The organism is Arachnia propionica, from assembly GCF_003932785.1.
Classification (GTDB): Bacteria; Actinomycetota; Actinomycetes; order Propionibacteriales; family Propionibacteriaceae; genus Arachnia; species Arachnia propionica_B.
This window is the reverse complement of sequence record NZ_RQYT01000001.1, coordinates 66,297-79,774: the sequence shown is the minus strand read 5'-3', so window position 1 is coordinate 79,774 and position 13,478 is coordinate 66,297. Positions and strand designations below refer to the sequence as shown.

15 protein-coding genes and 2 riboswitches are annotated in these 13,478 nt (G+C 70.5%); of the genes, 7 read left to right on the top strand and 8 right to left on the bottom strand.

Annotated features, from left to right (window positions below; translation table 11 throughout):
- Positions 1–79 precede the first annotated feature (79 nt).
- The 4 genes from EII35_RS00380 to lipB are packed head-to-tail and all read right to left on the bottom strand — an operon-like array spanning position 80 to position 4,250.
- Complete coding sequence (locus EII35_RS00380; protein ID WP_125226477.1) at positions 80–1,837, bottom strand: ABC-F family ATP-binding cassette domain-containing protein; 1,758 nt, start codon at positions 1,835–1,837, stop codon at positions 80–82.
- Between the two features lie 3 nt (positions 1,838–1,840).
- Positions 1,841–2,623, bottom strand: coding sequence for a DUF4191 domain-containing protein (locus EII35_RS00375; RefSeq protein WP_125226476.1), 783 nt, complete (start codon positions 2,621–2,623; stop codon positions 1,841–1,843).
- Entirely contained in the window at positions 2,623–3,576 is a 954-nt protein-coding gene (gene lipA / locus EII35_RS00370) for a lipoyl synthase (RefSeq protein WP_125226475.1), read from the bottom strand. Before lipA ends, EII35_RS00375 begins: the two co-directional genes overlap by 1 nt.
- Positions 3,573–4,250, bottom strand: a complete 678-nt coding sequence (lipB, locus tag EII35_RS00365; protein ID WP_125226474.1) for a lipoyl(octanoyl) transferase LipB — start codon at positions 4,248–4,250, stop codon at positions 3,573–3,575. The genes lipA and lipB overlap by 4 nt, the downstream gene beginning before the upstream one ends.
- A gap of 62 nt (positions 4,251–4,312) precedes the next feature.
- Between lipB and EII35_RS00360 the strand changes: the two genes are divergently transcribed.
- The 7 genes from EII35_RS00360 to EII35_RS00330 all read left to right on the top strand — a co-directional run bounded on the left by EII35_RS00360 (position 4,313) and on the right by EII35_RS00330 (position 10,313).
- Entirely contained in the window at positions 4,313–5,443 is a 1,131-nt protein-coding gene (locus EII35_RS00360) for a precorrin-3B synthase (protein ID WP_185744083.1), read from the top strand.
- Positions 5,444–5,448: 5 nt separating this feature from the next.
- Positions 5,449–6,099, top strand: coding sequence for a precorrin-8X methylmutase (locus EII35_RS00355; RefSeq protein ID WP_125226472.1), 651 nt, complete (start codon positions 5,449–5,451; stop codon positions 6,097–6,099).
- A complete protein-coding gene (gene cobJ, locus EII35_RS00350; RefSeq protein WP_125226471.1) occupies positions 6,096–7,616 on the top strand; it encodes a precorrin-3B C(17)-methyltransferase in 1,521 nt (506 codons plus the stop codon). The genes EII35_RS00355 and cobJ overlap by 4 nt, the downstream gene beginning before the upstream one ends.
- Positions 7,612–7,747, top strand: a riboswitch (cobalamin riboswitch). It overlaps the preceding gene by 5 nt.
- Positions 7,748–7,776: 29 nt before the next feature.
- Positions 7,777–8,454: an energy-coupling factor ABC transporter permease gene (locus tag EII35_RS00345; protein ID WP_125226470.1), complete on the top strand. Its 678-nt coding sequence runs from the start codon at positions 7,777–7,779 to the stop codon at positions 8,452–8,454.
- Complete coding sequence (locus EII35_RS00340) at positions 8,451–8,762, top strand: energy-coupling factor ABC transporter substrate-binding protein (protein ID WP_125226469.1); 312 nt, start codon at positions 8,451–8,453, stop codon at positions 8,760–8,762. The genes EII35_RS00345 and EII35_RS00340 overlap by 4 nt, the downstream gene beginning before the upstream one ends.
- Positions 8,752–9,510: a cobalt ECF transporter T component CbiQ gene (gene cbiQ, locus EII35_RS00335; RefSeq protein WP_125226468.1), complete on the top strand. Its 759-nt coding sequence runs from the start codon at positions 8,752–8,754 to the stop codon at positions 9,508–9,510. The genes EII35_RS00340 and cbiQ overlap by 11 nt, the downstream gene beginning before the upstream one ends.
- Before the next feature lie 2 nt (positions 9,511–9,512).
- Positions 9,513–10,313, top strand: a complete 801-nt coding sequence (locus tag EII35_RS00330; RefSeq protein WP_185744093.1) for an energy-coupling factor ABC transporter ATP-binding protein — start codon at positions 9,513–9,515, stop codon at positions 10,311–10,313.
- Here the strand turns inward: EII35_RS00330 and EII35_RS00325 are convergent.
- From EII35_RS00325 to cbiE, 4 genes are all read right to left on the bottom strand, one after another.
- On the bottom strand, positions 10,294–10,854 hold the full coding sequence (locus EII35_RS00325) for a DUF1707 and DUF4870 domain-containing protein (RefSeq protein ID WP_125226466.1): 561 nt from the start codon (positions 10,852–10,854) through the stop codon (positions 10,294–10,296). The two genes, EII35_RS00330 and EII35_RS00325, sit on opposite strands and share 20 nt — an antisense overlap.
- A gap of 89 nt (positions 10,855–10,943) precedes the next feature.
- Positions 10,944–11,354: a pilus assembly protein gene (locus tag EII35_RS00320; RefSeq protein WP_125226465.1), complete on the bottom strand. Its 411-nt coding sequence runs from the start codon at positions 11,352–11,354 to the stop codon at positions 10,944–10,946.
- Between the two features lie 8 nt (positions 11,355–11,362).
- Entirely contained in the window at positions 11,363–12,106 is a 744-nt protein-coding gene (gene cobM, locus EII35_RS00315; RefSeq protein ID WP_125226464.1) for a precorrin-4 C(11)-methyltransferase, read from the bottom strand.
- 12 nt (positions 12,107–12,118) lie between these two features.
- Positions 12,119–13,321 (bottom strand): precorrin-6y C5,15-methyltransferase (decarboxylating) subunit CbiE, encoded by a 1,203-nt coding sequence (gene cbiE / locus EII35_RS00310; protein WP_221739635.1) that lies wholly within the window; start codon positions 13,319–13,321, stop codon positions 12,119–12,121.
- Between the two features lie 23 nt (positions 13,322–13,344).
- Positions 13,345–13,472, top strand: a riboswitch (cobalamin riboswitch).
- Positions 13,473–13,478: the final 6 nt, after the last annotated feature.

Here is a 13,478-nt window from a genome sequence, read left to right as displayed (position 1 = left end):
CCCCGAACCCCCTGCCAGGAAGACGACAGCATGGGGCAGGTTCGGTGCTGGTGGCGATGGCTGCCTCCTCTCGGGGTGCCTACTCGGCGGCCTCCAACCAGGCGTCCTCGAGGGTGGCCTTGGTCTCCAGCGCGCTCCGCAGGTCGGCATCGAGAGTGGCCAGCTTCTCGTAGTCCGTGGCGGCCTGGGCCATCTCGGTGTGGAGTTTCTCGATACGCTGCTCGACCTTGGTCAGCTGTGACTCGATGCGGGCCAGTTCCTTCTTCCGTGCCCTGGCGGCTGCGGCATCGGATCTGGGTTTCACCGTCGGTGCAGTGGGGGAGGGGGCCTCCGTGGTGGCGCGTTTCCGTCGCTCCAGGTACTCCTCGACGCCACCGGGCAGCAGGACGCAGGAGCCATCACCGAGCAGGGCGTAGGAGTGGTCCGTGACCCGCTCCAGGAAGTAACGGTCGTGGCTGACGACGATGAGGGTGCCCGGCCAGGTGTCGAGGTGGTCCTCGATGACGGTGAGGGTGTCGATGTCGAGGTCGTTGGTGGGCTCGTCGAGGATGAGGACGTTGGGCTCCTCCAGCAACAGCCGCAGGAACTGCAACCGTCGACGTTCCCCGCCGGAGAGATCCCCGATCCGGGCCATGAGCTTGTCCCCGCTGAAACCGAACTCCTCCAGCAGGTTGCTGGCGGAGGCGTCGCGACCCGTGGCGAGCTTCGTCTGCTGCTTCAGCCGCGTCACCGACTGCAGCACCCGGTCGTCATCGTCGAGCTCACCGACGCTCTGCGACAGGTAGCCGATCCGCAGCGTGACGCCCCGCTTGATCTTGCCTCCCTGGACCTCCCTCACCCCGGCGAGGAGGTCCAGCAGGGTGGTCTTGCCGGCGCCGTTGACGCCGACGAGCCCGATCCGGTCGCCGGGGCCGATCGACCAGGTCAGCCGATCCAACAGCACGCGGTCGCCGACCCGGTGGTCGACGTTGATGAGGTCGAAGACGTCCTTGCCGAGCCGGGAGACCGCGAACTTCTCCAGGGCGAGCTTGTCGCGGGGCGGGGGGACGTCGCTGATGAGCGCCTCGGCGGCATCGATGCGGAACTTCGGTTTCGAGGTGCGGGCGGGCGCCCCGCGACGCAGCCACGCCAGTTCCTTGCGGGCGAGGTTTCGGCGCCGCGCCTCGGCGGCAGCTGCCTGGCGCTGCCTCTCGACCCGGGCCAGCACGTAGGCCGCGTAGCCGCCGTCATAGGCGTCGACGACTCCGTCGTGGACCTCCCAGATCCGGGTGCACACGGCGTCGAGGAACCAGCGGTCGTGACTGACGACGAGCATCGCGAGACCCGCCCTCGTGCGGGAGCGGAGGTGCTCGGCGAGGAAGGCGATGGCCTCCACGTCGAGGTGGTTGGTGGGTTCGTCGAGGACGATGAGGTCGTGCTCGCCGAGGAGCACCTCGACGAGGCCGACCCGGCGTCGCTCGCCACCCGAGAGGGTCTCGATGGGGCGGTCGAGATCGACCCCGGACAGCAGCGCCTCGACGATGGCGCGGCGATCCGCCTGCGCGGCCCAGGTGTGGTCGGCGGCCCCGTCGAGCACCAACTCACGGATGGTCTCGCCCGGGGTGCCCGCCTGGTGCTGGGTCAGCACGCCGATGGAGGCCGACTTCGCCACGGTCACACGGCCTGAGTCGGGGAGGAGGTCCCCGGTGAGGATCCGCAGCAGCGTCGTCTTGCCGTCCCCGTTGCGGCCGACGACCCCGATCACCTCGCCGGCACCCAGACCGAGACTCACCCCGTCGAGCAGGGTACGGGTCCCGAAGGCGTGCGAGACGTTCTCGAGATTGACCAGGTTCGCCACGAATCAGCGACCGCGCATCGCCTGACGGGCACCCTTCATGGCACCCTTGCCGGTCGGCATGGGGCCCTTCGGCATCGGCAGCTTCGGGCGCATCGCATCCAGGGCCTTGAGACGGGACTCGACCTCCACGACCTTCGCGTCGTTCATGGCCTTCGGCAGCTTCTTGATCTCATCGGCCAGCTTGTCCAGGGGCACCTGGCCGCCGCCCTTGCCGACGACGAAGGTGACGACGTTGACGCCGTAGGCGACCTGCTCGTGCTTCCTCTTCTCCGAGGCGAGCAGCGTCTTCAGGTGCTTGGGGTCACCCTCCCCGATGAGGACGAGGCCGCCCGGGCCGATGGCGCGGTGCACCACGTCCGCCGAGTCGCGGTTGCGGGTGGCCGCCACGACGGCGGTGTACTTCCACTTCTTGCCGAGCATCTGCATCGCCAGCTCGGCCGATCCCACCTGGCCGTCGTAGCGGGCGAAGGCGGCGCGCTTGGCCCGCCGCACGAAGATCCACATCGCGACCGTCAGGCCGACCATGAAGCCCATGATCCCCCACAGGATCGGGGCGTGGAGGAGGAAACCGATGACCAGCAACACCACGAACGGCACCGCGGCAGCGGCCAGCAGCACCCACGGCAGTTTCGGGTCGTGCTTGCGGGTGAGCTTGTAGGTCTCGCGGATCTGCCTGATCTGTCCCCAGTCCGCGGGGTCGTTGGAGTTCTTGCGACGGAGCTTCTCGGCCCTGGCCTGCTCCTTCTGCTTGCGCGCGAGCTCCTTGGCCCTCTCACTACGTGCCATCACTTGACCTCGGTCTTCCGCGCAGCCTTCGTGCGCTCTTCCATTGCCGTCCTGTACAGCCGGCCCGCGCGGTACGAGGAACGCACGAGCGGCCCGGACAACACGCCAGAATATCCGATCTCCCTCGCCTCCTCCGCGAGCTCGTCGAACTCCTGGGGCGGCACCCAGCGGGCGATCGGGTGGAGGGTGGGGCCGGGGCGGAGGTACTGGGTGATGGTGATGAGTTCGGTGCCCGCGTCGTACAGGTCCTGCAGGGCCTGGGAGATCTCCTCCCGGGTCTCGCCCATCCCGAGGATGAGGTTGGACTTCGTCACGAGCCCCGCCTCACGACTCATGGTGAGGACCTCGAGGGAACGCTCGTAGCGGAACCCGGGACGGATGCGCTTGAAGATGCGCGGCACCGTCTCGACGTTGTGGGCGAACACCTCGGGACGGGTGTCGAGGACCTGGGAGACGAGGTCAGGTTTGCCGGAGAAGTCGGGCGCGAGCATCTCCACTCCGACCCCCGGGTTGACGGCGTGGATCTGGCGGATCGTCTCCGCGTACAACCAGGCGCCCTCGTCGGGAAGGTCGTCACGGCACACCCCGGTCACCGTGGCGTAGCGCAGCCCCATCCGCTTCACCGACGCCGCGACCCGCATCGGCTCGGCGGGGTCGTAGCCCTCCGGCTTGGCGGACGTGATCTGGCAGAAGTCGCAGCGACGAGTGCACTGGTCGCCGCCGATGAGGAACGTGGACTCGCGGTCCTCCCAGCACTCGAAGATGTTGGGGCAGTTCGCCTCCCGGCAGACGGTGTGCAGGTCGGCGGTCTCGACGATCTCGTGCAGATCCTTGAAGTTGGGGCCGGTGCGGGCGGTGGTGCGGATCCACTCCGGCTTCCGTTCGATCGGGGTCTCCGCGTTCTTGGCCTCGATGCGGAGAAGCCGGCGCCCGTCAGGGTGTACTGCAGTCACCTGCGCGATCCTACCTGTTCCAGCAGCGGCTCCAGGTGACGACGCAGGTGGGGTTCGAGGTCGTGTGCCACCTGCGCGACGTCCCAGGCGCCGGGACGCTCCTCCGCCAGCGAGGTGACGCCCGCGTCGCTGATCCCGCAGGGGATGATGTTGCCGAAGGCCCCTCCGTTCGGCAGCACGTTGAGGGCGAAACCGTGCATCGTCGTGCGGCGCGCCACCCGGATGCCGATGGCGCAGATCTTCCGCTCCGGGCGTCCGTCGGTGGCGGGGAACCACACCCCGGTGCGGCCCTCGATGCGCACCGCCGACAGGCCCTCCTCCTCGAGGAAGTCGATGACGGCCGCCTCGAACCGTCGCACGGGCTCAACCACCCCCACGCCCTCCGGAAGCCTCAGGATCGGGTAGCCGGTGAGCTGCCCGGGACCGTGCCAGGTGATCCTCCCGCCCCGATCCACGTCGATGACCGGGGTGCCGTCGAAGGGGCGCTCCACCGGGAGGGTGGCCCGGCCGGCGGTGTAGACGGGGTGGTGCTCCAACAGGATGACGTGACCGGGACGTTCCCCACGCGACACCGCGGCGTGGATCCCCCGTTGCAGCTCCCACGCCTCCTCGTAGTCGCTGAGGAAGCGATCGGGACCCAGACCGCGGTACTCGAATGTCAGCACCCGCGACATGGTACGCGCCCCTGACCGACCCCGACGGAGACCCCGCGCAGGGCCTGTGCACAATTGGCCCCATGACCAGAATCGTCGAACGTGACCGCTGCCCGGGCCTGCTGCGCCCCTACCGCACCGTGGACGGGAACATGATCCGGCTGCGGTTGCCCGGCGGCCTGGTCAGCTCCGCCCAGCTGATGGAGGTGGCCGAGCTGGCCCGTGCGTTCGCGAACTCCGAGGTGCAGATCACCAGCCGGAACAACCTCCAGATCCGTGCCCTGCCGGACCCGATTCCGTGCGAGTTCACCGAGGCGGCCTTCGCGACGGGGCTGATGCCCTCCCCGGCCCATGAGCGGATCCGCACGGTGGTGTGCTCCCCGCTGACCTCGATCGCCCCCGTGCACGCGGATCTGTCACAGCTGGTGCGCGCCCTGGACGCCGCGATCATCGCGGATCCGGAGCTGCCGGGACTGCCCGGACGTTTCCTCTTCGCCCTCGACGACGGTTCCGACGACGTGCTGGGGGAGGACTTCGACCTCGGCTACCGGGCGCTGCCGGACGGGCAGGCGGTGGTCTTCGTCGGGGGCTGTCCGGAGGGCCGACGCATCGCGGCCGAGGATGCCGTGTCGACCCTGTTGGAGCTGGCCCACCGGTTCCTCGCCGTCGCGGAGGCCGGGGAGAAACCCGCCTGGCACATCCGCGAGCTGCCGAACCCTGCCGATCTGCTCGACGGCATCGGGCAGCCCTGTGACCTCCGACGCCCCGCCTCGGAGCACCCCTTGCCGTTCGGGGCCGTTGCAGGGGCCGCCCACGTCGGGATCCCCCTGGGCATGCTGGACCGGGCCCAGGCGGCGACGATCCACCACCTCGCCCCCGAGTGCGGCAGCGGTCAGGTCGTGGTCACCCCGTGGCGTTCCGTGCTGATCCCGGGAGCCGCCGACCGGCTCGACGAACTGGCTGCAGCGGGGCTGGTCACCAGCACCGGTTCCGTGTGGCAGACCCTGACCGCCTGCTACGGCAAGCCCTGCAACAACGCACTCGTGGACACCCGGGACATCGCCTGGGCCGTGGCGAGTCAGCACCCGGAGGCCTTTCCGGAACTCGTCCACCTGTCAGGCTGCGACCGGGTGTGCGGGGAACCGGGGGGTGAGCACGTCGGCCTCGTCGCGCCCAGGGACGCGGCAGCGGTGCTCGAGGCTGTCGTAGGGTGACCCGCATGACCACGCGCCCCACCCGCCGCTACGAGTACGTCACCAACGGTTCCGCCATCTACACCGAGTCCTTCCGTCGGATCCGTGAGGGGGCCGATCTCAGCGCCTTCTCACCGGAAGAGGCGCAGGTGGCGGTGCGGATGATCCACGCGGCCGGTGATCTCGACCTGCCGTCGGCCATCGCCTTCCACCCCGATCTCGTCGACGCGGCGCGGCGGGCCCTGCGCTCCGGGGCCCCGATCTTCGTCGACGCCCATATGATCGACTCGGGCATCACCCGGCGACGGCTGCCCGCCGACAACGAGGTCCGTTGCCTGCTCCGCGACGACCGCGCCACGGCGCTGGCGACTCAGTGGGGCACCACGAGATCCGCGGCGGCCGTGTCCCTGTGGGGTGAGGCGCTGGCCGGCGCGGTCGTCGCCATCGGCAACGCGCCGACCGCGCTGTTCCACCTTCTCGAGATCATCGCGGACGGTGGCCCGCGGCCTGCGGCGATCATCGGGGTGCCCGTCGGGTTCGTGGGTTCCGCGGAGTCGAAGCAGGCCCTCGTCGACAGCGAGCTCGGGGTGCCGTGGCTCGTCGTCCACGGCAACCGCGGCGGGTCCGCCATGGCCGCGTCAGCCGTCAACGCGCTCGCCAGCGAGTCCGAGCTGTGAGCGGGATCCTCTGGTCGCTGGGTGTCGGCCCGGGCGACCCGGAACTCCTGACCCTCAAGGCCGCCCGGCTGCTGGGGGAGGTGCGCGCGGTGGCGTGTTTCAGCGGTCCCGGCCGCCCGTCGAACGCGTTGCGAATCGTCCAGGATCACGTGAGGGTGCCGGTGGTGACCTTCGAGTACCCGGTGACGACGGGAACGACGCAGCATCCCTTCGGCTACGACGGGGCGATGACGGAGTTCTACGACGCCGCGGCGGTCCAGCTGCGGGAGCTGCTCGCCGAGGGGGACGTGGCGCTGCTGGCGGAGGGGGACCCGCTGTTCTACTCCACCAACATGTACCTGTTGGACCGGCTCGCGGATCTGGACTGCCGGGTGGTGCCGGGGGTGACCTCGGTGCAGGGGGCCACCGCGGCGGCGGCCAGGTCGCTGTGCCGCCACGAGGACGTCGTGACGATCCTGCCGGGCACCCTGCCGGAGGCGGAGCTGGCGTGGCGTCTCGCCCAGACCGAGGCCGCCGTCGTCATGAAGCTGGGCCGTAACTTCCCGAAGGTGCGGGCCGCGCTCGCCGCCGCCGGGCTGCTGGAGCGGGCCGTCTACGTCGAGCGGGCCACCTGGGACGCCGAACGGGTGCTCCCCGTCACCGAGGTGGATCCGGGCAGCGTGCCCTACTTCGCCCTCGTTCTGGTACCCGGCGAGGACCGCCGTGCCGACGACGCCGGGCGACACATCGCCCCCGAGGCGGTTCCTGCGGCACGGGGCGACACCGTCGTGCACGTCGTCGGGCTGGGGCCGGGGCCCGACCGGTGGCTGAGCCCCGAGGCCAGCCAGGTGCTGGCGGAGGTCGACGACGTGTTCGGTTACGCGCCCTACGTGCGTCGAGTGCCCGCCCGGCCGGGGCTCACCCTCCACCCCTCCGGCAACACCGTCGAGGTCGAACGTGCCCGGGAGGCCCTCGATGCCGCCCTCACCGGGCGTCGGGTCGCAATCGTCTCAGGCGGTGACGCCGGGGTGTTCGCGATGGCGGCGGCGACGTTCGAGGCCGCCCAGGACGAGCGGTACGCCCGGGTCGGGATCCGTGTCGTCCCGGGCATCACGGCGGCCCAGGCCGCATCGGCCCTCGCCGGGGCGCCCCTCGGTGGGGACTTCGCCTGCGTCTCCCTGTCGGACCGGCTCAAGCCCTGGCAGGTCGTCGAGGACCGGCTCAGGCATCTGAGCCGGGCGGACATGGCGGTGGCGATCTACAACCCCAGGTCCAACGCCCGCCCCCAGCAGCTCCACGACGCCAGGCGCATCCTGCTCGAGGAACGCGACCCACGGACGATCGTCGTGCTCGCCCGTGACGTGGGACGCGGGGAGGAATCGGTGACGGTGACCACGCTGGCGGAGTTCGATCCCGATGTGGTGGACATGAAGACCCTCGTCATCATCGGTTCCTCGACCACGAGGCGGACCCCGGACGACAGGGTCTGGACCCCGCGGTTCGTCACGGCTGCACAGAATCCGGGCATGACCTCCTGAGGCTGCTGAGCTGCGATACGCTCACCGCAAGCGTGGGTTCGTCACGAGGAACCCGGTGTGAATCCGGGGCTGTCGCGCAACTGTGAGCCAACCCCGGCGAGCCAGGAACTCGTCCCGCGCACCTCAGGCGAGGCGCCGGACCTCGCAGAAGGAGTGCATCATGCACATTGCCGAGGGGTTCCTACCCCCGATCCAGGCCGCGGCATGGTTCGCGGCATCCGCCCCCTTCGTCATCCACGGCGCGACGGCGGTCGTCAAGCAGGTCCGCAAGGACCCCGAGTCGAAGCTGCTGCTCGCCGCCGCCGGGGCCTTCACCTTTGCCCTGTCCGCCGTGAAACTGCCCTCGGTGACGGGTTCGTCGTCCCACCCGACCGGGACCGGGGCCGGCGCAATCCTGTTCCGCCCGCCCGTCATGGCATTCCTCGGCACGATCGTGCTGTTGTTCCAGGCGATCCTGCTCGCTCATGGCGGTCTGACGACGCTCGGCGCGAACGTGTTCTCCATGGCGATCGCCGGTCCGTGGTGCGGCTACCTCATGTGGGTGCTGTTCCGGAGGGTCAACAAGATGCTCGCGGTCTTCATGGCCATGGCGATCGCGGACCTGTCGACCTACGTCGTGACGTCCTTCCAACTCGCGATCGCCTACCCGGGTGCCGAGGGTGACTTCATGGCCTCCTTGGCCAAGTTCGCCTCCGTGTTCGCCCTCACCCAGATCCCCCTCGCCATCGCGGAGGGTGTGCTCGGGGTGCTCCTGTTCGCCTTCCTCACGAGGGTGGCGGGTCCGGAGCTGACCCGACTCGGTGTGTTCACGAAGAAGGAGATGGAGGTCGCGGCATGAGGCTCGGCAAGTGGGGCGTCCTCGGCGCCGTCGTCATCCTGGTGGTGCTCTTCTGCATCCCGTTCTACACCGCACCCAAGGACTCCGAGTTCGGGGGCACGGATGCCTCCGTCACCGAGTTCCTCGAGGAACAGGGGGCCGAACCCTGGTTCCAACCCATCGCGCCCCCCGCCGGTGGTGAGATCGAGTCCGGGCTCTTCGCGATGCAGGCCGCCATCGGTTCCGGAATCTTCTTCTACGCGCTGGGCAGGCTGTCCGGCAAGCGTCGGGCGGAGAAGGAACTGAACCAGGCTCCCCTTGAGGGTTAGCGGCATCGACGAGGCCGCCTGGGGTAGCCCGTGGCGGCACATTCCCGTGGGGGCCAAGGCCGGCTTGACGATCGCGCTGGTGCTGGTGGCGCTCGTGGCCCGGCCCTGGCCCACCGCCGTTCTCATCCTGGGGCTGTGCCTCGTGACGCTGGCGGCGGCGCGGATCCCCGCCCGGTTCGTCGCGGTGGCGCTCAGCGCCCCGGGGACATTCATCGTCGTGGGTGCAGTCTCCGCGATGGTCACCGTCGGTGACTTCGCAGGACCCGGGTGGCGTCTCGGCCCGCTCGGGATCCGTGCCGACGATGTCTGGCTGGGGCTGGGACTGATGCTGCGCGCCCTCGCGGGCACCTCGGCGATCCTCGTGCTCGCCATGACCACCCCGATGGTGGACCTCCTGGCCTGGTTGCGGCGGCTCCGGGTGCCCGATCCACTCATCGAGGTGGCTTCACTGATGTACCGGATGATCTTCACGGCGTGGAACTCCCTGCTCCAAGTGCGTCACGCACAGCGGCAACGACTGGGCGGGACCGGGTCGCTGCGACGACGGCTCGGGGAGACGAGTCAACTCGTCGGGGCGGTCGCGGTGCGAACCTGGCTGGGGTCGAAACGTCTCGCCGATGGGCTCGCCATCCGTGGGCACGAGTCGGCCTTGGCGACGCTGCCGCCGCGTCGGCGGAGTCGTCCGCTGCCTTGGTGGAGCGTTGTCACTGTTGGTGTGATCGTGGGGGTGGCGTGGTGGACACGGTGAGGATGCAGGCCTGTGGGCTCGTCGCCGGATTCGAGGGGCACGAGGTGCTCCGCGGCCTCGACCTCGTGGTCCCGGCAGGGGCGAGGCTCGCGCTGCTGGGGGCCAACGGCTCGGGCAAGACCACCCTGCTGCGCTGCCTCGCCGGGGCCCACCGTCCCGGCGCCGGTCAGGTGCTGCTCGACGGTGAGCCGCTCCGTTTCGACCGGTCGGGACTGAGGGCCCACCGTCGTCGGGTGCAGCTGGTCCTCCAGGACCCCGATGACCAGCTGTTCTCCGCGGATGTCCGGCAGGACGTCAGTTTCGGACCCCTCAACCTGGGGCTCACCGAGTCGGAGGCCGCCTCCGCGACGGACGCGGCCCTCGAGGCCCTCGGCATCACCCATCTGGCCGACCGCCCCACCCATCAGCTCAGCTACGGGGAACGCAAACGTGTGGTCATCGCGGGCGCCCTGGCGATGCACGTCGACGTCCTGCTCCTTGATGAACCCACGGCCGGGCTCGACCCCGCCGGTGTCGAGGCCCTCCTGGCGACGCTGCGTCAGGTCAACGAGGCCGGGACCACCCTGATCCTCTCCACCCATGAGGTGGACAACGCCCTCGCGTTCGCCACCGACGCCGCGGTCATGACCGACGGGACGCTGCGGCAGGGCAGCGTCGTCGACCTGCTCCGTGACGAGGACCTGCTGGCCCGCGCCCGACTGCGGCAGCCGATCCTCCTGGCGCTGGCCAACGAACTCGGCTGGGAGACCCCCGCCACGACCGTCACCGAGGCGGCTGCTCGACTCAGGCCTCCGGACGCCTGAGGGCAGGAAGGGAGTCCTCGTCGACGGGGCGGAATCCGGTGAGCCGGGTGAGGGGGTTCTCCCATCGCTTGCCCCGGTGCGCCTTCACCGCGGCCACGATCGTCAGGGCGGCCCAGGTCAGACCCCACACCACCCGCGGCGCGCCGAGGCCCAGCCAGCCCAGCAGCATCGTCGCGACGAAGATCCCCACCGAGAGCAGCTGGAAGTTCAACGCGTCGGTGGAGGCGCGGCGAGCGGGGCTGCCCGGTTGGGAGGCCAGGTGGGCCACGCCGGGCAGGATCGGTCCCGAGATCAGACCGGACAGGTGGATGAGGGCGCTCGCGGGATGGTCCTGATTCCTGACGGGTGCGGGGGTCGCTGCGGGAACGGGGGCGGCGGGGAGCCCCTCGAGGGCCAGCCGGAGCTGCGCATGGCCTGTGGCGGTGAGGATGAGGTCGAGCCGTCGCTCCAACTCGGGCTCGTCGATCCGCCCGTCCACGAAGGCCTGCTGCACCCGGTCGACGGCGACGTTGATGGTGCTCTCATGGAGGATCTCGATCATGGATCCAGCGTGCTCCCGTCGCGGGCCGCGCCGCCTCGGGGAACGGCCCGGAGAGACCCCGGATCAGGCCCCGGGGCCTCCCCGATCCGTCAGCGTTGCTGACCCTCGACGACGGAGCGCAGGTCGGCCTCCGCCCGGGCCGAGACGGGCAGATCCTCGATGCCGATGATCCCGAGGAAGGAGGTCTCGTAGCGGCCCTCCACCTCCACCCGGATGGTGGTGCCGGAGGTGAGTTCCGCCGACGCCGTCAACCCCGTCGCGGAGGCGTAGGCGGTGGCTGCCCGGCGGGCGGCCACCGGGTCGAGGATCATCCTTCCGGAGTCGATGCGGACCTGCTGGCCACCCGCCCGTGCCGCCTGGGCCGCGATGGCCCGGGCCTCCGCGGCCCGGCCCGCGTGCCCGGCGAGATCGACCCCGAGCCCCACGGCGACGATGAACCCGATGAGGGACACGGCCGCCCACACGGCGATCGCGCCACGTTCATCAACCCGGCGTGACATGGCGTCCCTCAGTGGGTCGGGGCGCACCGGGAGCTGTACAGGTGGGACTCCACGAAGTCCTCGGCCCTCAGCGCCTCGCCCACGAGGATGATCGCGGCCTGCCGCAGCCCTGAGGCCACCGCAGCCTCGTGCATACCGTCGACGGTGGTGCGCAGCACCGTCTGATCCGGCTGGGTGGCGTTGCCGACGATGACGACGGGGCAGTCCGCGCCGTAGTGGGGGAGCAGCTGCTCCCGCAGCCGCTGGGTGTGGCGGATCGCCAGGTGGATGGCCAGCGTCGCCCGAGAGGCCGCGAGGTGCTCCAGCCGCTCCGTCCCCGGCATCGCCGTCGAGTCCTTCTGCGCCCGGGTGAGGATGACCGTCTGCGCCACCTCCGGGACGGTGAGCTCCCGGCCGAGGAGGGCCGCGGCCGCGGCATAGGCGGGCACCCCGGGCGTGACGTCCCACGGCACCCCGGCCGCATCCAGACGGCGGGTCTGCTCGGCGATGGCCGAGTAGATCGACGGGTCACCCGAGCACAACCGGGCGACATCCTTGCCCTCGCGGTGGGCCCTCACCAGGTGTTCGGTGATGGCGTCGAGGTTGAGGTGCTGCGTGTCGATCCGCTCCGCGTCGGGGGAGCAGTGGGCGAGCACCTGGTCGATGTAGGTGCCGGCGTACAGACACACCTGGGAGGATCGGATCAGCTCCGCCCCACGCAGGGTGAGCAGGTCGGCGGCTCCGGGGCCCGCGCCGATGAAGTGGACGGTCATGGATGCTCCTTCTCAGGACTGTTTCGTGAGGCTGTAGCTGGTGACGTAACGACTGGGTTGCCAGCCGCGGAAGGACCCGAGCGGCCGGGCGTACTCCATGTGCATGCGGATGAGCTCGCCGCCGTGCTCCGCGTGCAACTCGGCCAGCAACGTCTCGGTCTCCAGGGTCACGGAGTGCACGACGAGTCGGCCGCCGGGGGAGAGGGCGGCGAGCGCGGTGGCGACGGAGGACCGGTTGCAGCCGCCGCCGAAGAACACCGCGTCCGGGCGGGGCAGGCTCGGGTCCTCCAGCAGTGAGTGGGCGTCGCCGACCCGGACCTCGAGGCGGTCGGCCACCCCCAGACGGGTGGCGTTGCCCCTGGCCCTGGCGGCTCGGTCGCCGCGTTTCTCGAAGCCGACCGCCCTGGCGCGGGCAGCGGCACGACACCAGGAGATGGCGATGCTGCCCGAACCGAGGCCCACATCCCACAGAACCTGTCCCGGGGCGGGGGCGAGGGCCGCCAGGGCGACGAGCCGCAACGGCTGCCGGGTGAGCTGGCCGTCGTTGGTGAAGGCGTGATCCGGCAGCAGCGGTCCCGGCACCACCGCCCCGAGGGGCCGGGAGAACTCGACGGCGACGACGTTGAGGCGCGGCAACTGCGGGGTGAGCGCCGTGAGCTCCGTCGCCGTGAACTCCGCGCGGCTCTCCCGCTCGGTCCCCAGGTCACCGAGCACGGTGAGTCGGGACTCCCCCCAACCCTCGGCGGTGAGGATGCGGGCCAGCTCGGCCGGGGTGTGCTCGTCGGCGGACAGGACCAGCAGCCTCTCCCCCGGAGCGGCGAACGCGAGGACACGGTGCGGATCGCGCCCGACGAGGGACAGCCAGGACGTGCTCTCCGCCGACCACAGCATGCGGGCCCTGGCCAGGGTTTCCGACGAGAGCCCGGGGTGGACGCGGATCCGCTCGGCGCCGAGTTCCTCGATGAGAGTCGTCGCGACCCCGGACAGCAGGGGATCCCCTGAGGCGAGGACCACGACCTCGTCGCCGAGACCCTCGAAGAGGGGACGCAGCCCGCTGCGCAACGGCTTCGGCCACGGGACTCCACGGTCCGGGTCGGACAGCATGGCCAGATGACGGGCTCCACCCACCACCACCGGGGCCGAAAGCACCAGATCACGCAGCGGGGCAGGAAGGTCGGCCAGGCCCGTGGCGGGGACTCCAACGACATCGATCACGGTCGGCAGCCTATCCCGTGTCGCCACCCCCGTTTCCGGGTGTGGAAGAATGACCCCGTCGGGTGAGGAATGCGGTGTGAATCCGCAGCGGTCCCGCCACTGTGAACCCCAAGGGGTGAGCCAGGTCATCCGCCCGGCCGAAACTGTCGTGGGCGCG

Excerpts from the sequence above, each read along its gene's own strand:
- cobM (WP_125226464.1), bottom strand. The coding sequence starts at position 12,106 with ATGACCGTCCACTTCATCGGCGCGGGCCCCGGAGCCGCCGACCTGCTC.
- EII35_RS00330 (WP_185744093.1), top strand. The coding sequence starts at position 9,513 with ATGCAGGCCTGTGGGCTCGTCGCCGGATTCGAGGGGCACGAGGTGCTC.
- EII35_RS00355 (WP_125226472.1), top strand. The coding sequence starts at position 5,449 with ATGACCACGCGCCCCACCCGCCGCTACGAGTACGTCACCAACGGTTCC.
- lipB (WP_125226474.1), bottom strand. The coding sequence starts at position 4,250 with ATGTCGCGGGTGCTGACATTCGAGTACCGCGGTCTGGGTCCCGATCGC.
- EII35_RS00340 (WP_125226469.1), top strand. The coding sequence starts at position 8,451 with ATGAGGCTCGGCAAGTGGGGCGTCCTCGGCGCCGTCGTCATCCTGGTG.
- EII35_RS00345 (WP_125226470.1), top strand. The coding sequence starts at position 7,777 with ATGCACATTGCCGAGGGGTTCCTACCCCCGATCCAGGCCGCGGCATGG.
- EII35_RS00325 (WP_125226466.1), bottom strand. The coding sequence starts at position 10,854 with ATGATCGAGATCCTCCATGAGAGCACCATCAACGTCGCCGTCGACCGG.
- EII35_RS00360 (WP_185744083.1), top strand. The coding sequence starts at position 4,313 with ATGACCAGAATCGTCGAACGTGACCGCTGCCCGGGCCTGCTGCGCCCC.
- EII35_RS00320 (WP_125226465.1), bottom strand. The coding sequence starts at position 11,354 with ATGTCACGCCGGGTTGATGAACGTGGCGCGATCGCCGTGTGGGCGGCC.
- EII35_RS00375 (WP_125226476.1), bottom strand. The coding sequence starts at position 2,623 with ATGGCACGTAGTGAGAGGGCCAAGGAGCTCGCGCGCAAGCAGAAGGAG.